We start from the raw sequence: 23711 nt of genomic DNA, 5'->3' as shown, positions 1-23711 counted from the left end.
TCTGCGGGGGAAAGCAGGCATCTTCCGATCGTGGAGGTGCGCAGACCGACCGAAAGATGTTCGAGGCGAGGCAGAACATGGACGCTCCGACCACCACGTCGGCCGACAACGGCACTTCAGGCGGCAACGGCGGGGGCGGCTGGTTCACACCACGCAAGGAGCCCGAGGCTCCCAGCGGGGACCAGGCGCCGTCGGACGGCCGCCGGCTGGCCGCGATGCGCCCGATGGGCCGTTCGGCCGCGGTGCCCGAGGAACAGGCACAAGCCGCCCCCCAGCAGGCAGCCCCTGAGCAGGAAACGTCCGCGCAGGAACGAATATCCACAGGCGAAGCAGCCATGGCTCGGCACGGCGCAGGTCCGGCGTTCCACTCGGGAGCTCCGGCAGCGACACGGCCCGACGGGACGCCCCACCGCACCCTGGGCCCTCACGAGTCGGCGCTGTCCGGGACGCGTCCTTCGCCGTCGACACAGCCCGAGACGGGCCCTCTGCCAGCATCGCGTTCGGGGGCCCGGCAGTTCGAGCCGGAGCCCGCTCACGAAGCCGTACGGCACCGCTCCGGTGCCGGACAGCCGGAGCGCCACGCTGCGCGGCCCTCAGAGGTCTCCGGGTCCGGAGGCGGGGCCACGCAGCCGTTCCGCGGCGCGCCCGCGCCCGACGTCCGGCCGGAGCCGCGAGCGCAGGCACCGCAGCCCGCTGCCGCGCCTCGGCCGTCCCCCGACGCCGTGCTGGTCCGCCGGACCATGGCGGAGGTCGGCCCGGTCGCCGACAAGGTCACGTCGTACTTCTACGCGCTGCTCTTTGTGCGCCACCCGGAACTCCGCCCGCTCTTCCCCGCCGCGATGGACACCCAGCGGGACCGGCTGCTCAAGGCACTGCTGACCGCGGCCGAGCACATCGACAACACCGATGTCCTCGTCTCGTATCTGCAGAACCTCGGGCGCGGACACCGCAAGTACGGAACCCGGCCCGAGCACTATCCGGCCGTCGGTGAGTGCCTCATCGGTTCCCTCAGTCACTACGCCGCGGCGGTCTGGGATCCGGAGACGGAGGCCGCCTGGGTGCGCACCTACACGACGATCTCCCAGGTCATGATCGACGCAGCCGCCGCCGACGAGTTGCGGGCTCCCGCGTGGTGGTACGCCGAGGTGGTGTCCCACGACCTGAGGACACCGGACGTCGCCGTCATCACCGTCCGGCCCGATAAGCCGTACCCGTTCCTCGCAGGCCAGTACACGAGTGTCGAGACGCCGTGGTGGCCGCGGGTGTGGCGGCACTACTCCTTCGCCTCGGCCCCCCGCTCCGACGGACTGCTGACGTTCCACGTGAAAGCCGTTCCGGCCGGCTGGGTCTCCAACGCGCTCGTGCATCGTGCCCGGCCCGGCGACGTCGTCCGGCTCGGCCCTCCGGCCGGATCGATGACCGTCGACCACACCACCGACAGCGGCCTGCTCTGCCTCGGTGGCGGAACCGGCATCGCGCCCATCAAGGCACTGGTCGAGGATGTCGCCGAGCATGGGCACCGACGCCCCGTCGAGGTCTTCTACGGGGCACGCACGGATCACGACCTGTACGACATCGACACGATGCTGCGGCTCCAGCAGAGCCACCCCTGGCTCGCGGTGCGCCCGGTGATCGACCAGCAGGCACACCTGCAGCTGCCGGACGTCGTGCGCGAGTACGGGCCGTGGAACGAGTACGACGCCTATCTGTCGGGTCCGCCCGGCATGATCCGCAGCGGTGTCGACGCGCTCAGGGACATCGGCATTCCGCCCGACCGCATCCGCCACGACTCGGTGGAGGAACTCGTCGCCGTGGTGGGCGACTGACCGACGGCGCCCTGATCCGGCACCGACTGCGTGGGTCAGCCCAGGTCAGGTGCATGCATGGCGCGGACGCCCTCGATGTTGCCGTCGAGGTAATGCCTCAGCGAGAGCGGCACGAGGTGGACCGAGGCGATGCCGACGCGGGTGAACGGCACCCGGACGATCTCGTACTCGCCGCAGGGCTCATCCACCTCCGGACCGTGCCGCAGGGACGGATCCATGGACTCCAGGTGGCAGACAAAGAAGTGCTGGACCTTCACGCCGGTCGCACCAACGTCGTCGCCGATGTGCTCGACGGTGTCCACGAAACAGGGAACCACGTCGATGATCTTGGCGCCGAGTTCCTCGTACACCTCGCGGTGAAGAGCCTCGACGACAGTCGTGTCCTCCGGTTCGACCCCGCCACCCGGGGTGAGCCAGTAGGGATCGACACCGGGCTTGGTGCGCTTGATGAGGATCAGGTCGTCACCATCGAGCAGGACGGCACGGGCGGTGCGCTTGACCACGGGTCGGACGGTCATGGGAGGAATGTGGCCCGGCTGGTTCCACGTGAAACATCCCCGCGGCGCGATTTCACGTGAAACCTCCGGAAGTCCTGGCCGCGATCCCGAGGGGCCGAGCCTTCAGCTCCAGTCGGCGGCCGCTCGCAGCAGCCACTCGTGGGCCCGGGCGATGTGCGGCATCGCGAGCGTGCCCGTCCGGACGACGAGGAAGTACGTACGCAGGGGCGGCACCGCGGGATCGAGAAGCGCCACGACGTCACCGCGCTCGATGGCGTCGGAGCAGAGATAGGCGGGCAGAACGGCGAGGCCGGCACCCGCGGCTGCGCAGGCGAGGACGGCTCGTAGATCGGGGACGACGACCATGCCCGAGGAGGCCGGACGGCAGTCGAAGACCGAGGCCCAGTAGCGGGCGACGAGCGGCAACGACTCGTGGACCTCGACGACCGGGACGTCCTCCAGCGCGCGGGCGCCCTTGCGGCGGAGCTTGCCCGGGCCGATTTCCGCGGCCCAGCGCGGGGCGGCGACCAGGACGTGTTCTTCGTCGCAGAGCGGAGTCGCGGTGAGGAGCGCACCCCGTGGACGCGCCGTTGTGATGGCCAGATCATGATGTCCGGCGGCGAGGCCTTCCAGCGTCTCCTCCGCGTTGCCGAAGGAGGCGCGCAGGGCGAAGCCCTGGCCGTCCTCCCCGGTCAGCTCCGTGAGGGCGGGCAGCGCCCGTTCGGCGGTGAACTCCGGAGGCCCCGCGAGGTGCAGTGTGCGGACGTGGGAGTCCTCGTCGAGGCCGGTCTCGGCGATCTCGACGAGGGCGTCGAGATGTGGCGCCGCCTTGTGCGCCAGCTCGTCGCCGATGGTCGTGGGGGTCACCCCGCGGGCCTGACGCAGGAACAGGGGCCGCCCCAGCTGCCGCTCCAGGGTGCGGATCTGTGAGGTCACGGCCGGCTGCGAGAGCCCGAGCAGCGCGGCGGCGCGGGTGAAGGAACCGGCCCGGTGCACAGTCACAAAAGTGCGCAGCAAGGCCAAGTCCATGGTGCCCCTCCCCTCCCAGCACCCCCGCGTGAGCCTCAACTATAAATAAGTCGATAGGTCTCTGTCGCTACTGTGATTGGACACTGACACAGAGTCAACTAGCCTTGTGCGCGCGGTTCTTCGCGTGCAGAACCGGGGCGGTCCGAGCCACGAGGGGGGAGGCTCGGACCGCCCGTTGTACGGAGCGGGCGTACTGATCCCGCCGTCATGCTCCCCTACTCCGCGGATGCATCCAGAGCCCGCAGCACGTCCGCCACCAGGTCCTCGGGGTCCTCGGCGCCCGCCGAGAAACGGATGAAGCCTTCCGGGACGGCGTCCCCGCCCCAGCGCCCGCGCCGTTCGGCCGTCGACCGCACCCCGCCGAAACTGGTGGCGTCGTCCACCAGGGTCAGCGCGTCGAGGAAGCGGTCCGCTTGCTCGCGCGTGGGCAGCGTGAAGGACACCACGCAGCCGAACCGGCGCATCTGCTGCGAGGCGATCTTGTACGAGGGGTCGTCGGGCAGGCCGGGGTAGCGCAGACCGGCCACCTCGCGCCGCTCCCGCAGCGCCTCGGCGATCGTCCGGGCGTTGGCGGTCTGCCGGTCGGCGCGCAGCTGCAGCGTGGCGAGCGAGCGGTGGGCCAGCCAGGCCTCCATCGGTCCCGGGATGGCGCCGACCACCTTGCGCCAGCGCCGGACGGGTGCCATCAGAGCGGCGTCCCGTCCGGTGACGTACCCCAGGAGAATGTCGCCGTGACCGGTCAGCATCTTGGTGCCGCTGGCCACGGAGAAGTCGGCGCCGAGTTCCAGCGGACGCTGTCCGAGCGGGGTGGCCAGCGTGTTGTCGACGGCCACGAGGGTGCCCTGCGCGTGGGCTGCCTCCACGAGGCGCCGCACGTCGCACACGTCGAGCCCGGGGTTGGACGGCGTCTCGATCCAGAGCAGCTTCGCCCCGTCGAGCAGCTCCAGCTGGGCGTCCCCGGCGGTGGGTGCGGTGCGCACCTCGACACCGAACGCCGTCAGCTGCTCGCGCACGAGCGGCAGCACCTGATAGCCGTCGTCGGGCAGGACGACGACGTCGCCGGCACGCAACTGGGAGAAGAGCACGGCGGAGATGGCGGCCATGCCCGACGGGAAGGCGAGCGTTTCGACGCCATCCTGCCCGGGCGCCTCCAGCTCGCCGATGGCGCGCTCCAGGAGCGTCCACGTCGGGTTCTCGTCGCGCCCGTACGTGTACGGGCCGGTCGGTTCACCTGGCAGGTGGAAGTGCGCGGCGAACACCGGGCCGGGCAGCGTGGGCTCGTACTTGACGGGCTCGGGCAGTCCGGCACGCACCGCGCGGGTGCCGTCACCCCGCAGTGCCGTGCCCTCGCTCCGTCCCGGCGCGTCAGCGCCGCTTCCCGTGACGAAATCCCCAGACGTCATGCCGCTCGTCCCTCCACTTGCTCTCGTACCGCGGCGAGCAGTCCTGGGCTCGCCGCCTCCACCATCTCAAGACATTCGTCGAAGCCATCAATATGTCCGTAATACGGATCGGGGACGTCCAGGTCGTCGCCCGCCGCGGGATCGTAGGACCGCAGCAGCCGGACCTTCTCGGCGTCCTCGACGGTCGGCGCCAGCCGGCGCAGCGACTTGAGGTGGCCCGCGTCGAGCGCTACGACGAGGTCGAGACGGGAGAACCACGAGACCTGGAACTGCCGGGCCGCGTGGTCGCTCTCGTAGCCGTTGGCCTCAAGCACGGCGACCGCGCGCTCGTCGGCGCCATCACCCTCGTGCCAGCCGCCCGTGCCCGCGCTGTCGACCTCGACCAGTTCGGCCAGCCCGGCGTCCGTCACATGGGCGCGGAAGACGGACTCGGCCATCGGTGACCGGCAGATGTTGCCGGTGCAGACGAAACAGACGCGATAGGACATGGGACTCTCTCAGTCGTCGTCGCCGTCGGGCAGGACGATGTTCAGCGCCCAGGACACGACGGAGATGATCAGGCCGCCCAGGACGGCGGTCCAGAAGCCCTCCACGTGGAAGCTCAGGTCGAACTTGTCGGCGAGCCACGAGGTGAGCAGCAGCATCAAGGCGTTCACCACGAGGGTGATCAGGCCGAGCGTGAGGATGAAGAGCGGGAAGGTCAGTACCTTCACCACCGGCTTGACCAGGAAGTTCACCAGTCCGAAGACCAGGGCGACGAGCAGCAGGGTGCCTATCTTCTTGCCCGTGCTGTCGCCCGTGAGGGTGATCTTGTCGAGCAGCCACACGGCAACGGCCAGGGCCCCCGCGTTGGCGATCGTCTTGACTACGAAATTCTTCATGTGTCTGATCGTGGCAGACGAGATCGACAAGCACGTAGCGGCTGTGGACAAGGCCCGCGGTGCACGACAGCGGACGAGGACGATGAAGGCATTCCGGCTGGACGAACTGGAGGCGGAACGCGCCGCCAACGACGGGGCCTACCTGCAGTTCCTGCGTGAGCGGAACATGTCGGTCGGGCTGTACGCCCTCGACGCGGGGGAGCACGACCCTCAGAACCCGCACGCCCAGGACGAGGTGTACTTCGTGGTGAGCGGCCGCGCGTCGATCACGGTCGGCCTGGAGACCACCCCGGTGGCGCGCGGCAGCGTCGTCTACGTACCCGCCGGGATCGCCCACAAGTTCCACCACATCACCGAGGATCTCCGGGTCCTGGTGATGTTCTCTCCCCCCGAGAGCTGACCCGGCGTCTCAGGGTTCCCTAGGGGGACGGTCAGGGGAGGACAAGGGGCGCGAGGCCCCCGTGCGGCCCCCTCGGCGACCTAGCATCGACGCAGGACATCAGAGAACCCGGAATCAGCGTCCCGATGTTGGGACCACGGGCGAGAAGAGGCAAGGACAAGGCGATGCGAGAGATCTTCGACGGTATGCCGTGGTGGGTGAAGTGGGTCGCGGTGCCGGTCATCGCCCTGGTGGTGTTCGGTGGCCTGATAGCGAGCGTCGTCGGTTTCGTCATCGGCCTGCTCTTCAAGCTGCTCGTCTTCGTCGCGCTGGTCGGCGGACTGATCTACATCGTGCGGAAGTTCATGTCGGGTTCGTCCTCGCGCAGCGACTGGTGAGGCGCGAGGGGGTGAGCGATCGGTAACGGTACGGGGGGAAAGGGAACCCAAGGTTCCCTCGGGCGAGGGAAGTTTCCGGCGAGGACGGCTGTGAGCGGCGGCCGACGGTTAAAGTCCGGAATTCGACGCGGGGGTCGATCCCCGCGGGCAGCGCACACCCCCTCCCGTGTTCCCCCGCACGGGCGGTCCTCCTCGCGCTTCGGGAGTGCCCCTTGTCCACGGTTGACACCGCACCCGCACCATCCGTCGCTCCACCCCTCCAGCGATCGGGCGAACCCGCGGCGGCTCGTGTCCCGCCGGTGCAACCGCGTACGTCCCCAGGGGAGACTCCCCTGCCCCGTTCGTCGCCGGTCACCCCGGCCCCCTCGGGGGAGCAGACCACTCCGCCTGCCTCGACGGCCGAGTCTCCCGCACCCCGTACACCGCAGGGGGGCGCGTCCACGGGAAGCGCGCGTCCGCCGGCCTCCGCTCCGCGCACCCCTGCGTCCGGAGCGGTACGCACCGCGCGTGTTCCTTCCCCGGAGCCGGAAGCCGCACCCCTGGACCCGCACCCCACCACGCTGATCGGCTCGGTGCAGCGGGCCATGCGCCTGCTCGAGGCGGTCTCCTCGCGCGACCAGGGAGCCCCCGCCAAACAGCTCGCCAGGGAGGCCGGACTCGCGCTGCCGACCGCGTACCACCTGCTGCGCACCCTCGTCCACGAGGGCTATCTGCGCCGCGACAAGGGGCTGTTCTTCCTCGGCGACGCCGCCGAACGTCTGAGCAGCAGCGGAGCCCAGCAGAAACGTCGCAGCACGGTGAGCGAGACGCTCGCCCGCTGGCGGGACGCGATCGGAGCCCCCGTCTACTACGCGGTCTACCGCGAGGGTGAGATCGAGGTCGTGTGCGTAGCCGACACTCCCGCGAACCCCGCGGTCGAGGAGTGGGCGGACTTCCGCGAGACCGGGCACGCGCACGCGATCGGCCAGTGCCTGCTGTCCCAGTTGGACGAGAAGTCGCGGCGCAACCACCTCGCCCGATACCCGGTGCAGTCACTCACGCCGTACACGGTGCGTGACGAAGACCGTCTGCTGCGGCGCCTCGAACGGACCGCGCGCATGGAACCGGTGATCGAGCGGCAGGAATACGCGCTGGGCGCCGTCTGCGCCGCCATCCCCATCACTGTGGGCAGTACTGCCGGGTCAATCGCCCTTTCCCTGCCCTCACACCAAGCCGACCGACTGCTCCTCGCGACGCGGAAGTTGCAGAGTGAAATCGGCCTGGTCCTGGGGTCACTCGGCATCTCTATCAGTATCTGAAAACTCACTCCTTGTGATCTGTCGTGCACGTTGAGCAATATTTCAGCTGTGCCAGGGGACGATTCCTGGCCAGGTGACAGCGAACGACGGGGTAGGCGATGCGCGAGTCGGTGCAGGCAGAAGTCATGATGAGCTTCCTCGTGTCCGAGGAGCTGTCCTTCCGCATTCCGGTGGAACTGCGCTATGAGACCCGCGATCCGTACGCCGTGCGGTTGACCTTCCATCTGCCCGGTGACGCGCCGGTGACCTGGGCGTTCGGGCGGGAGCTGCTCATTGACGGGGTGGGCCGGGCATGCGGTGACGGCGATGTGCACATCGCGCCGGCCGACCCGGAGGCGTTCGGCGAAGTACTGATCAGGCTTCAGGTCGGTTCCGACCACGCCCTGTTCCGGTCGGGGACGGCGCCGCTCGTCGCTTTCCTCGACCGTACGGACAAGCTTGTGCCGCTCGGTCAGGAGCGGTCGCTCGACGGGTTCGACACCTACCTGGACGACGCGCTCGACCGCATCCTGGCCGAGGAGCAGAGCGCAGGCTGAAACCTCGTCACCCCCGGGCGGAGTAACGCTTCCTCAGCAGGGGGCGCCTGCCACCTGAGGGCCAGGTACACGCGTCCGTCAACGGCGGTTCAGTGCTTGCGGCGGCGGCCCTTCCCGCTCCTCGCCGGCATCCTGGCGCCCGCGGGTTCCACCGAGACGGCCGGGCCTGCCTCACGGTCGGCGGCGACCACCAGAGCGGCCAGCGCGGTCGTCACCGGCACCGCGGCGACCAGGCCGATCGATCCGACCAGCGTGCGCACGATCTCCTCGGCGACCAACTCGCTGTTGGCGACGGTGCCCACGCTGCTCTGCGCGATCGAGAAGAGCAGCAGCAGCGGCAACGCGGCGCCCGCGTATGCCAGGACGAGCGTGTTGACCACGGACGCGATGTGGTCGCGGCCGATCCGGATGCCCGCCCGATACAGGCCGCGCCAGCCCATCGTGGGATTCGCCTCGTGCAGTTCCCAGATCGCCGACGTCTGTGTCACCGTCACGTCGTCGAGCACACCGAGCGAGCCGATGATGACTCCGGCCAGCAGCAGACCGCTCATGTCGATCGACGGGTACAGGCCGTGGATCAGGCCGGTGTTGTCGTCCGTGTTGCCGGTCAGGACGGCCCAGTCGATGAAGACCGAGCCCAGGATGCCGATCAGCAACAGGGACAGCAGGGTGCCGACCACCGCCACGGATGTTCGGGCCGATAGTCCGTGGCACATGTAGAGCGCGATCAGCATGATCGCGCTGGACCCGACGACCGCCACGATCAGAGGGTTCGACCCCTGCAGGATCGCGGGCAGGATGAAGAAGTTCAGGATCATGAAGCTGATGGCCAGGGCGATCAGCGCCATGACGCCGCGCATCCGGCCCACCACCACGACGACCACGGCGAACAGGCCCGCCAGCAGGGTCAGGGGCAGCTTCCGGTTCGCGTCCGTCACCGAGTACTGCAGGTCCTTGGGGGCCGAGGGCTCGTACGCGACGATGACTTTCTCGCCCTGGTGCAACTGCCGTGACTGGTCCGGCTGGACGATCTCCGTGAACGTACGGCCCTTGTCCTTGCCGGTGTCGATGCGGATGGTCGCCCGCTTGCACTCACCCGTCGCCTGCTGCTGTGCGGAGGAGCCCTCGGCCGTGGAGGTGTCGCCGGTCGGCGTCTCCCCCGAGGCGTTGACGGACTTGCAGTCCACCTGGACGATCTTCGTGACCGTCGCGTTCTGGGTCTGCCGGTCGAAGCCGACACCGGTGCGTTCGTGAGCCGGTGCGCCACCGGGCCACAGCACCACGAGACCCACGGCGACCGCGGCCGCGAAGGGGATCAGCACCGCGGCGATGACCTTGCGCAGATGCTTCGACACAGGCGCCGCAGGGCCGTGGTTGTGGCTGTGCGAGTGCCCGTGTCCACCGCCGGGGCCTGGTACGTGCCCGCCGCCCGGTCCGTGACCGTCACCCGGACCCGGTTCACCAACTGACCCTCGGCCGTGGCCGTCACCGGGACCCTGCCCTTGGAGGTCACCGTGACCGGGGCCGGCGTCTCCGCTGCCCGGTCTCGGACCGGGACCGTTTCCGGGTCCGGAACGGTGCCCGTATCCCTGGCCATCGGCCGGCCCAGGTCCGTGCCCACGACCGTTGCCGGGACCACGTCCGCGGCCGTCGTCCGAGCCCGGACGGCGCGGTGGCTCGGGCGGTGGGAACGAGGGCTGCTGGGTCGTGGTCACCGACCGATCATCCCAAGAACGGCAAGGGCCCCCTGTTCACCGCGCCAGATATGACGCTAGCGTGGAGTCACCTTTGCACACGCGGGAGCTCGGAGCACCGGGCTGAGAGGGCGCTGACCTCCGTCTTCGCGATGTTTCACATGAAACATCGGCGAACGGAAGCCGCTGCGTCGACCGCCGAACCTGTTACCGGGTAATGCCGGCGTAGGGAGTAGGTCTCATGACCAACAAGGACGTACGCACGCCTGCCTCCAGCCAGACGGACGGCACTTCTTCGCCGTCTCCGAACGATGAGGCCGAGAAGTCCATCGGCTGGCACAAGGCGTACGTCGGGGGTACGCGCCCCGATCTGCGCGTGCCGGTCCGTCAGGTGCACCTGACCAATGGGCAGTCCGTGACGCTGTACGACACCTCCGGCCCGTACACCGATCCGAGCATCGATACGGATGTGCGCCGGGGGCTGGCGCCGCTGCGGGAGAACTGGATCATCGCTCGCGGTGACACCGAGGAGTACGCGGGTCGTCCCGTCCGTCCGGAGGACGACGGGATCAAGCACACATCACCGCGCGGCGGTCTGCGCAATCTCGACGCGGTCTTCCCGGGCCGGCCGCGTCAGCCCCGACGGGGACGTTCCGGGCAGGCGGTCACGCAACTCGCGTACGCCCGCCGCGGCGAGATCACCCCCGAGATGGAGTTCGTCGCCGTCCGCGAGAACGTCGAGCCCGAGGTCGTGCGTGAGGAGATCGCCGCCGGCCGGGCGGTAATGCCCGTGAACGTCAACCATCCCGAGATCGAGCCGATGATCATCGGCAAGCGGTTCCTGGTGAAGGTGAACGCCAACATCGGCAACTCCGCCGTCACTTCCTCCATCGAGGAGGAGGTCGAGAAGATGACCTGGGCGACCCACTGGGGCGCCGATACTGTCATGGACCTGTCTACCGGGCGGAACATTCACACCACCCGTGAGTGGGTGCTGCGCAACTCCCCCGTCCCCATCGGAACCGTGCCGCTGTACCAGGCGTTGGAGAAGGTCGACGGCCGTGCCGAGGAACTCACCTGGGAGATCTACAAGGACACGGTCATCGAGCAGGCCGAGCAGGGCGTGGACTACATGACGGTCCACGCAGGCGTCCGCCTGGCGTACGTGCCGCTCACCGCGAACCGCAAGACCGGCATCGTCTCGCGCGGCGGCTCGATCATGGCGGCCTGGTGCCTCGCGCACCACCAGGAGTCCTTCCTGTACGAGAACTTCGAGGAGCTCTGCGAGATCCTCGCCGCGTACGACGTCACCTACTCGCTCGGCGACGGTCTACGGCCCGGCTCCATCGCGGACGCCAACGACGCTGCGCAGTTCGCGGAGTTGAGGACGCTCGGGGAACTCAACACGATCGCGAAGCGTTTTCATGTACAGACGATGATCGAAGGCCCGGGCCATGTCCCGATGCACAAGATCAAGGAGAACATCGACCTTCAGCAGGAGATCTGTGATGAAGCTCCGTTCTATACGCTCGGCCCGCTGACCACCGACGTCGCGCCCGCGTACGACCACATCACCTCCGGCATCGGTGCCGCCATGATCGCCTGGTGGGGCACGGCCATGCTCTGCTACGTGACGCCCAAGGAGCACCTGGGGCTGCCCAACCGTGACGACGTCAAGACCGGCGTCATCACCTACAAGATCGCCGCTCATGCGGCCGATCTCGCCAAGGGCCACCCCCGTGCGCAGGACTGGGACGACGCGCTGTCCGATGCCCGCTTCGAGTTCCGGTGGGAGGACCAGTTCAATCTGGCTCTCGACCCGGACACGGCACGGGAGTTCCACGACGAGACACTGCCGGCCGAGCCCGCCAAGACGGCCCACTTCTGCTCGATGTGCGGACCGAAGTTCTGCTCGATGAAGATCAGCCAGAGCATCAACGAACGGTTCGGCGGCGACAAGTCTGCGGGTGCCTCGGAGGCCGAGATCTCCGAGGGCATGCTCCAGAAGTCCCGGGAGTTCGCGGAGGCGGGCAACCGCGTCTATCTGCCGTTGGCCGACTGACCTGTTCCGCCGGTCGCGGTCCTGGACACCGAACCCCCGGGCCGCGACCGGCGGGCTGTCGATCGGCAGGCGGTCGGGCGCCGGCGGGTCATGCCGTGGTGTCCTGCGGATACCAGCGCAGTTCCACGGTGTTGCCGTCCGGGTCGCGGACGTAGAGCGAGGTTGCCGTACCCCGAGCGCCGAAGCGCGGGACGGGTCCGTCGAGGACGGTGAAGGTGTCGGATGCGACCACCTCGTCCCAGTCCAGCGGTTCCACCGTGAGACAGATGTGGTCGACGTTCGACTCCCCTCGGGCGCCGGCGACCAGGTCGATGATGGTCTCCTCGGTGACCCGCACCGACGGGAACGGGGCCTGACCGACGCGCCACTCGGCGACGCGGACCGGTTCCAGGCCGAGGAGACCGATGTAGAAGTCCAGGGACCGTTCGACGTCCTCGACGGTGAGGACCAGGTGGTCGAAGGCCGTCACACGCACGGGGCTCATGACGTCTCCAGCGCCACGGCGAGGCGGAGCCACTCGGTGAACAGTGCCGGGTCGACCTCGTCGACACGGCTGAGCTTCACGGAGGCCATCCGGCGGGACCCGGCCACCAGCCGGCCCGAGGGGTCGGCCACGTCCTGACCGCGCCAGAGACCGAAGGTGATGTAGGTCGTATAGCCCTTGAGCAGGCAGACCGGGGTCCGGCCGGGTCTGTCGCCGAGGCTCCAGGTGGGGTGTCCGTGCCACAGGGCACCGGATGCTTCGGGGAGGGCGCAGTCGATGACGGGGCGGACCTTCTCGGCGATCTCGCGCAGCGGACCGTCGAGGTTGTCCATGTAGGAGGTGATCTCCGAGGCAGTCATGTGGTTCCCGTTCAGGAGATAGGGCCCCAGGAGGGGGCTCGGATGAAAGGTGAGGAGACGAGGACCTGGCCGGGGTGTCCCGAAAGGCCGTGGCGACGCCTTCTACGATCCGCCGTACGGCGACTGCCATCAAGGCAGGATCGGCGCACGACCGTTGAGCCAGATTTAACGCCGGAGGAATCGTGCTGGAGCGGCTGGAGATCGAGACCTTCCTGGCGCTGGCCGAGGAGCTGCACTTCGGCCGCACCGCCGAGCGCTTGCTGATCACGACCGGACGTGTCAGCCAGGTGATCAAGAAAATCGAGCGTCAGGTGGGCGGCGCGCTGTTCGAACGTAACAGCCGCTCGGTCCGGCTCACCCCGATCGGACGCCGCCTGGCCGACGACCTGGTGCCCTTGGTCGCCGCGATGGACGAGGCGCTGCGACGGGCAAGGGACGCCAGCCGTGGGGTCACAGGGGAGTTGCGGGTGGCCTTCCTCGGTGAGTGGACGGCACCCGCACTGCTCAGAGCGGTCGCCCTGTTCGGGGAGCGGCACCCGGACTGTCGGGTCGATGTGCGGGAGGTCCAGCTGGCCACCTCACGCGCAAGCCTGGTGGACGGTTCGATCGACCTCCTGCTCGCGTCGTACCCCTTCGACGGGATGGCGTGCGGTCCCGCGCTGCTGCGGGAGGGACGGGTGCTCGCCGTGGCGGCCGGTCATCCGCTCGCCGGCGAGGAGGGCGTGTCCGTCGAAGTGCTCGCTGAGTATCCCGTGGTCCAGTACCCGCACGTGACCTCGGCGGGGTTCAAGCGGGACCGTACGCCGGACCGGACTCCGTCGGGCAGACCCGTTCCGAAGGGGCCGGTCGGCGAGTCGTTCTCGGAGATGCTGACCCTCGTCGCGATGGGCCGGGGCGTTCTGCCGGTCGGGGAGCACTCCCGGCAGTACTACCCGCGGCCCGATGTCACCTACGTGCCCCTGCTCGACGCGCCGCCGATCGAGAGGGGGCTGATCTGGAGGGAGGCCAACGCCACCGAGCGGCTGCGCGCGTTCGTACGGGCGGCGACGGACGCGACCACGTCACTCTGAGCTGAGCCGAGCCGATACCGAGGGGCCGAGCCCGGGAGCCGGCGCCGCTGCCCCGGGCGGGGAGAAGGGCCGGCGGATGGAGGCGCGTGCGCCCGGTTGTGTATCGGGCGGGCCCGATGCCCGCTTCTCTGGGCAGACTGGGCGTATGACAGCGACATCGATGAGCAAGGGCGGCAACCTTCCTGTCGCCGTCGAGGCGGTGCAGGTCGAGCTCGGGTGGTCCGGGGCTTCCGGCGCGCCGGACGCCGATGCCTCGGCGCTGCTGCTCCGTGCCGACGGGCGGGTGAGGGACGACGGTGACTTCGTTTTCTACAACCAGCCTCAGCACGCCTCGGGTGCCGTGCGTCATCTGGGGAAGCGACGGGACGGCGGCGCGACGACGGACACTCTCGGAGTGGATCTGGCGGCCTTGGCGCCGGAGATCGAGCGGGTCGTGCTCGGCGCGTCGGCGGATGGGGGCACCTTCGGCCAGTTGTCCGGTCTGCGGCTGCGGTTGCTCGACGCCGGGACGGGCCGGGAGCTGGCGCTGTTCGAGATGGAGGCCACGACGGAGACGGCGTTCATCGGTGGCGAGCTGTACCGGCGGGCCGGTCAGTGGAAGTTCCGCGCGGTGGGACAGGGGTACGCGTCCGGACTCGCGGGCCTGGCCTCCGATTTCGGGATCAGTGTGGACGAGGAATCGGATGCCGCGGGGGCGGCGGCGCCCGCGCCCACCTCCGTGTTCCCGTCCGCACCCGCTGCCCCGGCACCTCCGCCGGCCGCCGCGACGTGGCCCGCACCGACAGCACCGACAGCACCGGCCGCCCCCGCTGCGCCCGCCGCCTCGCCGTATGCGAGCGCTCCGCCGCCGTCCGCCCCTCCCGTACCGCCCCGGTCGCCGGTGGCCCCTGCCCCGGCCGCCGCCTCCGCTCCGCGTCTGGTCAAGGGCGAGGAGCGGTTGCCGGTGGACATGCGCAAGCGGCTTTCCCTGCGTAAGGAACAGGTGGCGGTCAGCCTGCGCAAGCATGGAGCGGAGGGAGTGACGGCGCGCGTCATCCTGGTTCTGGATGCCTCCGGGTCCATGTCCTTCCTGTATTCGAAGGGTGTAGTGGCGGACGTCGTGGAGCGGATGGCCGCGGTGGCCGCGCAGCTCGACGACGACGGTGAGATGCAGGCATGGACGTTCGCCTCGAACCCGGCCCGGCTGCCGGACCTCGCGCTGGGGGAGCTTCCGCAGTGGTTGGAGCGTCATGTCCGGGTCGGTGAACTGACGCTGTTCCGGCGGAAGAAGCCGCGTAAGGGCCTGCTGCCGGGCCAGGTGGACATGCGAGCGGTGGGGATCCAGAACGAGGAGCAGAAGGTGATCGCGGAGGTGCGGACGTATGTCCGTGAGCACCCGGCCGCCGCACCGACGCTGGTGCTCTTCTTCTCCGACGGAGGCGTCTACCGCAACAAGGAGATCGAGACCGAGCTGCGGGAGGCGGTGGACGAACCGGTCTTCTGGCAATTCGTGGGTCTGGGGCGTTCCAACTACGGCGTGCTGGAGCGGTTCGACACCCTGCCGGGCCGGCGCGTCGACAACGTGGGCTTCTTCGCCGTCGACGACATCAGCGACCTACCGGATGCGGAACTCTACGACCGGCTGCTGTCCGAGTTCCCGTCGTGGATGCGCGAGGCCCGGCGGCTGGGCATCGTCTGAGACCACGACAGGGCGAGTGGGTCGGCCGGAGGACCGGCCGTCACCCGACCCGAGGCAGCCCTACGGGCCCACGCGCCTGCGCGGGCCCCCTTCTCCCGTGGTCCCCCCGGCCGTCGGCCGTCCGGGGTCACTCGGGCTGGTGTTCCGGCCCCCCGAAGTCCGGGCTCGAGAAGTCCGGGCTGGAGAAACTCGGGCGCGGACCGGCCGCCGGTCCGCCGTCGGGGCTGCTGAACCCCGGCCGGTCGTAGCCCAGGTGCGGGATGCGGCTGGGCGCCGGTGTGGCGCGGTCCAGGGCCACCGAGCCCGGATCCGCGAGGGCTTCCCGGAAGAACGGCAGGATGCCGCGCTCCAGCAGGGCGTCGTGCCAGGCGTCCCTGGCACGGGTGACCTGTTCGTTCAACTCGCCGCCCGCTCCCGCCAGGAGCGAGGACGAACTGTTGCGCAGGGCGGTCAGCAGCAGTCCGGCCGCGGCGACGAGGATCGCCGCCGCGGTGACCGCGCCGAAGACCCACCCGGTGGTCAGGAGGGTCTGGGCGATGGCCGGCTCGGGGTCGAGCATCTTGAGGATGTAACCCACGAGCAGGAATATCACCGCGGCCGTCCCGGCGAGGACGGGGGCGAGCACCGCGACGACGGCGATGGCGCCGGCGCCGGCGGTCTCGGTGACCTCGCCCACGGTGGCGGCGAGCCCCATCGCGCCGACGCCCCGCTCCGGAGAGCCGGTCTCCTCGCTCACGACCGGGGCGGACGGCACCGGGCGGCGCAGTTCCTCGCGGACCTTCACGTAGTGCGCGTACTCGTCCGCCGCGGCCGTCGTGATCAGGGCGGTGGCGTTGAGCGCCATGGTGCGCAGTTGTTCGAGGTTGAGCCGCTGGCCGACAGCGGCGAGTTCCGGGCGGTGTGGTGCGGAGCGCAGCGCCTCATCGAGGATCCGCTCGTAATCCTGGCGGTCCTCGCTCAGCAGGTGCTGCGGAACGCTGTTCATCTGCATCCCCCGATGCTCCGTAGGGCTGATGGCTCGCACGCTGACGAGCCGTTGGGCAGAAACGGAGGGGAGCCTGCTACGGATAAGCCGATGGTAGAGCGGTGACGGCACGCCGTGACAGGGGGTTTCAAGAAATTGGCCCCTGGCCGGCGCGCTCCACCCGGAGGGAGGCCTGCCCGGTGAACGGTCAGATATCCAACGGAAGTTGCTGGACCAGTAGCTTTCCGGCCATGGTCACTCCGCCGTCCATGGCGATGGCGAGCCCGTCGGCGTAGAGGTGTGGCCCCTCGACCACGGGGCCGGCGCTGTCCTCGCCCTCCTCCGTGCCTACCTCGCCCAGCAGGTACGGAATGGGGCTGTGACCGTGGACGATGCGTGTGCCGCCGTAGGTGCCGAGCAGTTCGCGGACGGCTTCGGCGCCGCCGTCGTCGCGGAAGGCGAAGCGCTTGGTGAGCTTGCGGAACACGTCCCAGCACTCGTCGGCGTCGTTGCGGGTGAGGGTCTCCCGGACGGTGTCGTTCACCGCTTCGATCGAGTCGCCGTAGTCGAGGTAGGCGGTCGTGTCGGAGTGCACCAGGAGGTGTCCGTCGACGAGTTCCATGGCGTCGAGGCGGGCCATCCATTGGAGGTGATGGTCCTGGAGGCGGTCCATGTCCGTCTTCTGGCCGCCGTTGAGCAGCCAGGCGGCCTGGAAGGTGGCGGTGCCCGCGCCGGAGTTGACGGGGGTGTCGGCGAACCGCTTGGCGCCGAGCAGCAGCAGCTCGTGGTTGCCCATGAGCGCCTTGCAGTAGCCGCCGGCCGCGGCCGCCTCGGCGGAGAGCCTCATCACGAGGTCGATCACGCCGATGCCGTCCGGGCCGCGGTCGGTGAAGTCGCCGAGGAACCACAGGCGTGCGGTACCCGCGGACCAGTTGCCCGCGGCGTCGAGGAGACCCTGCTCCTGCAGCGCGGCGACCAGGTGGTCGAGGTAGCCGTGCACGTCGCCGACGACGTACAGCGGCCCGTGGCCCTCGTCGGGCGCCGGGGCGACCGCGGGGTCGACGGAGACCGGAACCGTGTCATCTCGGTTGATGACCGGCAGGTCGCGCTGTGTGGGCGTGTATCCCTCGGGGAATTCTCCCGGGAGCTCGCCCGGGAAGTCCTCGGTGGAGTCCATGACCGCGTACGGCGAGGGCCCTCCCGACGGGTACAGCCCGGACTGCCCGACCGGTCCGGCGCTCTCGCCCTGAGGCGTGTTCTGCGCGTACGGACCGGTCTCGTGGACGTAAGCGGGAACCCGGAAGTCGCGCAACGTCGCCGTCCGCATCACCTCGGGTCCCTGACCGGCCCCCTGAGTCATCGACCCCTCCACCACCATCGCGCCGCATCTGCACCTGTTCGGACTGCCTGGTCGCAGCGGCCCGCGGTGTCGTCCGCCCATCATAGGAATGCGGATCGCGCCATGTGATGACCCAGGGGTGGTGAATCGGAACAGGAGCCCGGTCCACCGTGGTTTTCGCCCGAATTGGGCGGGGCTTTCCCCGCCCTTGTCGCTTCGGGGTCAGCCCTCTTCGGGTGATCGGGGCGGACTGACCGTCGTCCGGGGCGGCCTGCGCTGCGACGAGGTCCGCACGATGAGCTCCGTCGGTATCACCTGCTCGACCGGTTGGTCCGATTCGACCCCTTCGATGGCGTCGATCAGGAGCTGGACGACGGCTGTGCCGATTCTGCGCGGTTTGAGGGAGAGCGTCGTGATAGGCGGCTCGGTGCTGGCGTAGACCGTGGACTCGCTGCAGCACACCAGAAGCAGGTCGTCGGGTACGCGCAGACCGTAGCGGCGGGCCGCGGCCAGCAGGTCCGTGCCGTTCGGGTCGAAGAGACCGTAGACGGCGTCCGGGCGGTCGGGCCGCGCGAGGAGACGGTCGGCGGCGATGGCTCCGGCGCACGGATCGTGCGCCGGATAGGCCTCGTACACCGGATCCTGGCCCACGCGCTCGCACCAGCGCAGGTAGGCGGTCGTCGAGAGGTGGGTGTAGGTGTCCGTGGTGGTGCCGGTGAGCAGTCCGATGCGGCGCGCGCCGGCGGCGGCCAGGTGGTCGAGGATGCCGAGGACGGCGGCCTCGTGGTCGTTGTCCACCCAGGCGGTGACCGGGAGCGCTCCGGCCGGGCGGCCGTCGGAGACGACGGGTAAGCCCTGGCGGACCAGCTCGCTGACGACGGGGTCGTGGTCGGACGGGTCGATGACCACGGTGCCGTCCAGGGCCACGTTCGACCACACGTCGTGTCGGGAGGTCGCGGGGAGGATGACCAGGGCGTATCCCCGCGCGAGGGCGGCCGAGGTGGCGGCTCTCGCCATCTCGGCGAAGTACGCGAACTCGGTGAAGGTGAAAGGTTCATCCCCGTACGTGGTCACGGTCAGGCCGATGAGGCCGGACTTGCCGGTACGGAGGGTTCGGGCCGCCGCGGACGGGCGATAACCCAGTCGGTCGGCGACCTCGCGGACATGGCGTCGGGTGGCGTCCGGGAGCCGGCCCTTGCCGTTGAGGGCATCGGACACGGTCGTGATGGAGACCCCCGCGGCCGCGGCCACGTCTCTGATACCCGCCCGGCCCGGTCGACCGCCTCGGCGGGTTGTCTCCGCCCGGCTCACCTGGTGCTTCCCTGCTGCTGTCATGGCGAGCCGATAGTAGGGCTCATGCGGTGGGGTAGTGCGGACGCATATGCACGCGTTGACAGGCACGTTTCTGCATGGTCAAAAAGTGCTAACTTCCTTGGAAACCAAGGTAGTTGAACGATCCAATGCCAGTACGTGACTTGTCGGCGCGCATGGGCCTGCCAAGTGGGCCATGTTTCGAAGAGGTCTCAACTCACCTGTACGAGGGATGCGCGCCACGGCGCGGGCCACCGGCGCATGTGATGAACGCCGACGCGCCCCCCTATTCGTACAAGTTCGTACAAGGATGCCCGGCGGTTCGGACGGCATCCGGATGCCGCTCCCCTCCCGTGATGGATCACGGTGTGGAAGGCCGGACGGTGCCCGGTTGTCCACAGGCCATTCGCAGCGGAGCCGAATCCTCATAAGGTGAGAAGCATTGGTAGCCGGTGGCGGTCTGAGCCGCTGGTGGTCACGAGGAGGACTGCGGTGAGCGAGACGAGCCCCAAGCTGCGTGCCGAGCTGGCGGGGATCCCCAGCTACAAGCCCGGCAAGCCCGCCGCGACCGGTGCCGTGGCGTACAAGCTGTCCTCCAACGAGAACCCGTATCCGCCGCTGCCCGGTGTCATCGAGAGCGTCACCGCCGCGACCGACTCGTTCAACCGCTACCCGGACATGGCGTGCACCGGGTTGATGAACGAGCTGGCGGACCGTTTCGCCGTTCCCGTCTCCCACCTCGCGACCGGCACCGGCTCGGTCGGTGTCGCGCAGCAGCTGCTGCAGGCCACGAGCGGCCCCGGCGACGAGGTCATCTACGCGTGGCGCTCCTTCGAGGCGTACCCGATCATCACGCAGATCAGTGGCGCGACCTCGGTGAAGGTGCCGCTCACGCCGGACGAGGTGCACGACCTGGACGCGATGGCCGACGCGATCACGGACCGGACCCGGCTGATCTTCCTCTGCAACCCGAACAACCCGACGGGTACCGTGGTGCGCCGGGCCGAGCTGGAACGCTTCCTCGACCGGGTGCCGAGCGACGTGCTGGTCGTGCTCGACGAGGCGTACCGCGAGTTCATCCGGGACGTCGAGGTGCCGGACGGCGTGGCGATCTACCGCGACCGGCCCAATGTCTGTGTGCTGCGCACCTTCTCCAAGGCGTACGGTCTGGCCGGCCTCCGTGTCGGGTTCGCGATCGCCCATGAGCCGGTGGCGGCTGCGCTGCGCAAGACGGCCGTGCCGTTCGGTGTGAGCCAGCTGGCGCAGGACGCCGCCGTGGCGAGCCTGCGGGCCGAGGACGCACTGCTCGGCCGGGTCGGCTCCCTCGTCTCCGAGCGCAGCCGGGTGGTCGACACCCTGCGCGGTCAGGGCTGGACGGTTCCCGAGACGCACGCCAACTTCGTGTGGCTGCGCCTGGGGGAGCGGACGGTCGACTTCGCGGCCCACTGCGAGCAGGCGGGTGTCGTCGTGCGTCCGTTCGCGGGCGAGGGCGTCCGCGTGACCATCGGTGAGACCGAGGCGAACGACATCTTCGTGAAGGCGTGCGAGGCGTTCCGTCAGGAGCTGTAGTCATCCGGACGGGGATGGTACCGGCGGGCGCCGGTACCATCCCCGTCGCCTTTCTCCGGCCGTTCACCTGGACACCCGGGTCCGGGTTCACCTCGCCGAGGCGCCCGGCGCGGACCCTTCCGGCCGACCGGGGTTCCGTCCGCTGTCGGCCGCATTCGTCGTATGCGCGATCTTCGGTCGTAAGGTCCCGATCCGTCGGGTCGATCACCGCCGCCGTCGCCGTTCCCGCTGAGGGACCCCCCACGTGTCAAGGCTCGAACGGGCATGCGTCATAATTGCTTGTGAATGTGAACGCGTTCACAAACGTGTCCTGGTTGCTCCCGTGATGTCCGTGATGAAGCGGGCAAACTGCCGCTGTGACCACGGTGACGTAAGGAGACTGCGACGTGGAATTGGCTCTGGCGCCGGAAACTTTGGCGCGATGGCAGTTCGGTATCACCACCGTCTACCACTTCCTCTTCGTCCCCCTGACGATCTCGCTCGCCGCGCTCACCGCCGGCCTGCAGACGGCCTGGGTGCGGACCGAGAACGAGAAGTACCTCAGGGCGACCAAGTTCTGGGGCAAGCTCTTTCTGATCAACATCGCGATGGGCGTCGTCACCGGCATCGTGCAGGAGTTCCAGTTCGGCATGAACTGGTCCGACTACTCACGCTTCGTGGGCGACATCTTCGGCGCTCCGCTGGCCTTCGAGGCCCTGATCGCCTTCTTCTTCGAGTCGACCTTCATCGGGCTGTGGATCTTCGGCTGGGACAAGCTCCCGAAGAAGATCCACCTGGCCTGCATCTGGATGGTCTCGATCGGCACCATCCTGTCGGCGTACTTCATCCTCGCGGCCAACTCGTGGATGCAGCACCCCGTCGGTTACCGGATCAACAAGGTGAAGGGGCGCGCGGAACTCACCGACTTCTGGCACGTGCTGACCCAGAACACCGCGCTCACCCAGGCCTTCCACACCCTCACGGCGTCCTTCCTGACCGGCGGCGCCTTCATGGTGGGCATCGCCGCCATCCATCTGGCCCGCAAGAAGCACATCGGCGTCATGAAGACGTCGCTGCGGCTCGGCCTTGTCACCGTCGTCATCGGGGGTCTGCTCACGGCGGTCAGCGGCGACACGCTCGGCAAGGTCATGTTCAAGCAGCAGCCCATGAAGATGGCCGCCGCCGAGGCGCTGTGGGACGGCCAGAACTCGGCTCCGTTCTCGATCTTCGCGTACGGAGACGTGAGCAAGGGCCACAACTCCGTCGAGCTCTCCGTCCCGGGGATACTGTCGTTCCTCGCCGACGACAACTTCAACTCGTACGTCCCGGGCATCAACGACACCAACAAGGCCGAGCAGCAGAAGTACGGGCCCGGCGACTACCGGCCCATCATCCCGGTCACCTTCTGGGCGTTCCGCTGGATGATCGGCTTCGGCATGGCGTCCTTCGCGATCGGCCTGTTCGGACTCTGGCTGACCCGCAAGAAGTTCATGCTGCCGCAGCATCTGAGGGTCGGTGAGGACGAGGTGCCACATCTCGTCCTCTTCAAGAACAAGGCACTCGGCCCGAAGTCGACCACCTGGGGCTGGCGCATTGCCATCTGGACCCTGGGCTTCCCGCTGATCGCCAACTCCTGGGGCTGGATCTTCACGGAGATGGGCCGTCAGCCCTGGGTGGTGTACGGCGTTCTGCAGACCCGGAACGCGGTCTCCCCCACCGTCTCGCAGGGCGAGGTCCTCACGTCGATGATCGTCTTCACGACGCTCTACGCGATCCTCGCCGTCATCGAGGTGAAGCTGCTCGTGAAGTACGTCAAGGCGGGACCGCCCGAGCTGACGGAAGCCGACCTCAACCCGCCCACCAAGATCGGCGGCGACTCCCATGACGCCGACAAGCCGATGGCCTTCTCCTACTAGGCCCAGGGAGCTGCTGAGTCATGGAACTTCACGACGTCTGGTTCGTCCTCATCGCGGTCCTGTGGACCGGCTACTTCTTCCTGGAGGGCTTCGACTTCGGAGTCGGCGTCCTCACGAAGCTGCTGGCCCGGGACCGCACCGAGAAGCGGGTGCTGATCAACACGATCGGTCCCGTGTGGGACGGCAACGAGGTGTGGCTGCTCACAGCGGGCGGCGCGACCTTCGCGGCCTTCCCGGAGTGGTACGCCACGCTCTTCTCCGGCTTCTATCTGCCGCTGTTGATCATCCTGGTCTGCCTGATCGTGCGCGGTGTCGCCTTCGAGTACCGGGCGAAGCGTCCCGAGGAGCACTGGCAGCGCAACTGGGAGACCGCGATCTTCTGGACCTCGCTGATCCCGGCGTTCCTGTGGGGTGTGGCCTTCGGCAACATCGTGCGGGGCGTCAAGATCGACCGGAACTTCGAGTACGTGGGCAACTTCTGGGATCTGCTCAACCCGTACGCGATCCTCGGCGGCCTGGTCACCCTGACCCTGTTCACCTTCCACGGGACGGTGTTCGTGGGCCTGAAGACGGTCGGCGACATCCGGGAACGGGCTCGCAAGCTCGCCCTGCAACTCGGCCCGATCACGGCCGTGTTGGCGCTGGCCTTCCTGCTCTGGACCCAGGTCGACAACGGTGACGGCGGATCGCTGGCCGCGCTGATCGTCGCCGTGGTGGCGCTAGTCGCGGCACTGGTGGCGGTCAACGCCGGTCGGGAGGGCTGGGCGTTCATGTTCTCGGGAGTCACCATCGTGGCAGCGGTCGCGATGCTCTTCCTGACGCTGTTCCCGAACGTCATGCCGTCCTCGCTCAATGACGACTGGAGCCTCACGGTCACCAACGCGTCGTCGAGCCCGTACACCCTCAAGATCATGACCTGGTGTGCCGGCATCGCCACGCCGATCGTTTTGCTCTACCAGAGCTGGACCTACTGGGTGTTCCGCAAGCGCATCGGTACGCACCACATCGCCGCGGATGTGTCGCACTGAGTCCCACGTAG

The 23711-nt window shown here is 68.8% G+C and carries 22 protein-coding genes and 1 riboswitch; of the genes, 11 read left to right on the top strand and 11 right to left on the bottom strand.

Features of this window, described 5'->3' with window-relative positions; genetic code table 11:
* The first annotated feature begins 77 nt into the window (after positions 1 to 77).
* Positions 78 to 1826, top strand: coding sequence for a globin domain-containing protein (locus tag ACIRQH_RS07640; protein WP_404224692.1), 1749 nt, complete (start codon positions 78 to 80; stop codon positions 1824 to 1826).
* Positions 1827 to 1861: 35 nt separating this feature from the next.
* Here ACIRQH_RS07640 and ACIRQH_RS07635 read toward each other — a convergent pair whose 3' ends face one another.
* From ACIRQH_RS07635 to ACIRQH_RS07615, 5 genes are all read right to left on the bottom strand, one after another.
* Positions 1862 to 2344, bottom strand: a complete 483-nt coding sequence (locus tag ACIRQH_RS07635; protein WP_358818860.1) for an NUDIX hydrolase — start codon at positions 2342 to 2344, stop codon at positions 1862 to 1864.
* A gap of 102 nt (positions 2345 to 2446) precedes the next feature.
* The gene (locus ACIRQH_RS07630) at positions 2447 to 3352 is read right to left on the bottom strand and encodes a LysR family transcriptional regulator (RefSeq protein WP_358818859.1); all 906 of its coding nucleotides are present in this window, start codon (positions 3350 to 3352) and stop codon (positions 2447 to 2449) included.
* 215 nt (positions 3353 to 3567) lie between these two features.
* Positions 3568 to 4755 (bottom strand): cystathionine gamma-lyase, encoded by a 1188-nt coding sequence (locus ACIRQH_RS07625; protein ID WP_388868240.1) that lies wholly within the window; start codon positions 4753 to 4755, stop codon positions 3568 to 3570.
* Positions 4752 to 5243: a low molecular weight protein-tyrosine-phosphatase gene (locus ACIRQH_RS07620; RefSeq protein ID WP_404224689.1), complete on the bottom strand. Its 492-nt coding sequence runs from the start codon at positions 5241 to 5243 to the stop codon at positions 4752 to 4754. Before ACIRQH_RS07620 ends, ACIRQH_RS07625 begins: the two co-directional genes overlap by 4 nt.
* Positions 5244 to 5252: 9 nt before the next feature.
* A complete protein-coding gene (locus tag ACIRQH_RS07615) occupies positions 5253 to 5636 on the bottom strand; it encodes a phage holin family protein (protein ID WP_358818856.1) in 384 nt (127 codons plus the stop codon).
* An 82-nt stretch (positions 5637 to 5718) separates the two neighbouring features.
* Here ACIRQH_RS07615 and ACIRQH_RS07610 point away from each other — a divergent pair, with 82 nt between their 5' ends.
* The 4 genes from ACIRQH_RS07610 to ACIRQH_RS07595 all read left to right on the top strand — a co-directional run bounded on the left by ACIRQH_RS07610 (position 5719) and on the right by ACIRQH_RS07595 (position 8247).
* Positions 5719 to 6036: a cupin domain-containing protein gene (locus tag ACIRQH_RS07610; RefSeq protein ID WP_358818885.1), complete on the top strand. Its 318-nt coding sequence runs from the start codon at positions 5719 to 5721 to the stop codon at positions 6034 to 6036.
* Positions 6037 to 6200: 164 nt separating this feature from the next.
* Entirely contained in the window at positions 6201 to 6413 is a 213-nt protein-coding gene (locus ACIRQH_RS07605) for a DUF5326 family protein (protein WP_267051322.1), read from the top strand.
* A 560-nt stretch (positions 6414 to 6973) separates the two neighbouring features.
* On the top strand, positions 6974 to 7711 hold the full coding sequence (locus tag ACIRQH_RS07600; RefSeq protein ID WP_388868503.1) for an IclR family transcriptional regulator: 738 nt from the start codon (positions 6974 to 6976) through the stop codon (positions 7709 to 7711).
* A gap of 98 nt (positions 7712 to 7809) precedes the next feature.
* The gene (locus ACIRQH_RS07595; protein WP_081218297.1) at positions 7810 to 8247 is read left to right on the top strand and encodes an SsgA family sporulation/cell division regulator; all 438 of its coding nucleotides are present in this window, start codon (positions 7810 to 7812) and stop codon (positions 8245 to 8247) included.
* Positions 8248 to 8336: 89 nt separating this feature from the next.
* On the opposite strand, the gene ACIRQH_RS07590 is transcribed toward ACIRQH_RS07595, so the two are convergent.
* A complete protein-coding gene (locus tag ACIRQH_RS07590) occupies positions 8337 to 9962 on the bottom strand; it encodes a YibE/F family protein (protein ID WP_404224686.1) in 1626 nt (541 codons plus the stop codon).
* A gap of 71 nt (positions 9963 to 10033) precedes the next feature.
* Positions 10034 to 10190: riboswitch (TPP riboswitch) on the top strand.
* Here ACIRQH_RS07590 and thiC point away from each other — a divergent pair.
* On the top strand, positions 10183 to 12003 hold the full coding sequence (gene thiC, locus ACIRQH_RS07585) for a phosphomethylpyrimidine synthase ThiC (protein ID WP_358818854.1): 1821 nt from the start codon (positions 10183 to 10185) through the stop codon (positions 12001 to 12003). Its footprint overlaps the riboswitch before it by 8 nt.
* 88 nt (positions 12004 to 12091) lie before the next feature.
* Here the strand turns inward: thiC and ACIRQH_RS07580 are convergent, their stop codons facing one another.
* Together ACIRQH_RS07580 and ACIRQH_RS07575 are read right to left on the bottom strand one after the other, a co-directional pair.
* Positions 12092 to 12487, bottom strand: coding sequence for a VOC family protein (locus ACIRQH_RS07580; RefSeq protein ID WP_358818853.1), 396 nt, complete (start codon positions 12485 to 12487; stop codon positions 12092 to 12094).
* Positions 12484 to 12846, bottom strand: coding sequence for a DUF1801 domain-containing protein (locus ACIRQH_RS07575; protein WP_404224684.1), 363 nt, complete (start codon positions 12844 to 12846; stop codon positions 12484 to 12486). Before ACIRQH_RS07575 ends, ACIRQH_RS07580 begins: the two co-directional genes overlap by 4 nt.
* A 182-nt stretch (positions 12847 to 13028) precedes the next feature.
* Between ACIRQH_RS07575 and ACIRQH_RS07570 the strand changes: the two genes are divergently transcribed.
* Positions 13029 to 13916 carry a LysR family transcriptional regulator gene (locus tag ACIRQH_RS07570; protein WP_388930069.1) on the top strand — a complete coding sequence of 296 codons (888 nt, stop codon included), beginning with the start codon at positions 13029 to 13031 and terminating at the stop codon, positions 13914 to 13916.
* Positions 13917 to 14061: 145 nt separating this feature from the next.
* A complete protein-coding gene (locus ACIRQH_RS07565; RefSeq protein WP_404224682.1) occupies positions 14062 to 15594 on the top strand; it encodes a VWA domain-containing protein in 1533 nt (510 codons plus the stop codon).
* 127 nt (positions 15595 to 15721) lie between these two features.
* Here ACIRQH_RS07565 and ACIRQH_RS07560 read toward each other — a convergent pair whose 3' ends face one another.
* From ACIRQH_RS07560 to ACIRQH_RS07550, 3 genes are all read right to left on the bottom strand, one after another.
* Complete coding sequence (locus ACIRQH_RS07560) at positions 15722 to 16585, bottom strand: hypothetical protein (RefSeq protein ID WP_404224680.1); 864 nt, start codon at positions 16583 to 16585, stop codon at positions 15722 to 15724.
* Positions 16586 to 16766: 181 nt separating this feature from the next.
* On the bottom strand, positions 16767 to 17933 hold the full coding sequence (locus tag ACIRQH_RS07555) for a metallophosphoesterase (RefSeq protein ID WP_388930208.1): 1167 nt from the start codon (positions 17931 to 17933) through the stop codon (positions 16767 to 16769).
* A 186-nt stretch (positions 17934 to 18119) separates the two neighbouring features.
* Complete coding sequence (locus ACIRQH_RS07550) at positions 18120 to 19232, bottom strand: LacI family DNA-binding transcriptional regulator (RefSeq protein ID WP_358818847.1); 1113 nt, start codon at positions 19230 to 19232, stop codon at positions 18120 to 18122.
* Between the two features lie 468 nt (positions 19233 to 19700).
* Between ACIRQH_RS07550 and hisC the strand changes: the two genes are divergently transcribed.
* The 3 genes from hisC to cydB all read left to right on the top strand — a co-directional run bounded on the left by hisC (position 19701) and on the right by cydB (position 23700).
* Positions 19701 to 20777 carry a histidinol-phosphate transaminase gene (hisC, locus tag ACIRQH_RS07545; protein WP_358818846.1) on the top strand — a complete coding sequence of 359 codons (1077 nt, stop codon included), beginning with the start codon at positions 19701 to 19703 and terminating at the stop codon, positions 20775 to 20777.
* 386 nt (positions 20778 to 21163) lie between these two features.
* Positions 21164 to 22672, top strand: coding sequence for a cytochrome ubiquinol oxidase subunit I (locus tag ACIRQH_RS07540; protein ID WP_358818845.1), 1509 nt, complete (start codon positions 21164 to 21166; stop codon positions 22670 to 22672).
* A 20-nt stretch (positions 22673 to 22692) separates the two neighbouring features.
* Positions 22693 to 23700 carry a cytochrome d ubiquinol oxidase subunit II gene (gene cydB / locus ACIRQH_RS07535; protein ID WP_404224677.1) on the top strand — a complete coding sequence of 336 codons (1008 nt, stop codon included), beginning with the start codon at positions 22693 to 22695 and terminating at the stop codon, positions 23698 to 23700.
* The last annotated feature ends 11 nt before the right edge of the window (positions 23701 to 23711 follow it).

The sequence above is a fragment of the Streptomyces sp. NPDC102279 genome, assembly GCF_044766365.1.
Classification (GTDB): Bacteria; Actinomycetota; Actinomycetes; order Streptomycetales; family Streptomycetaceae; genus Streptomyces.
This window is presented reverse-complemented; position numbering and strand designations above follow the sequence as displayed.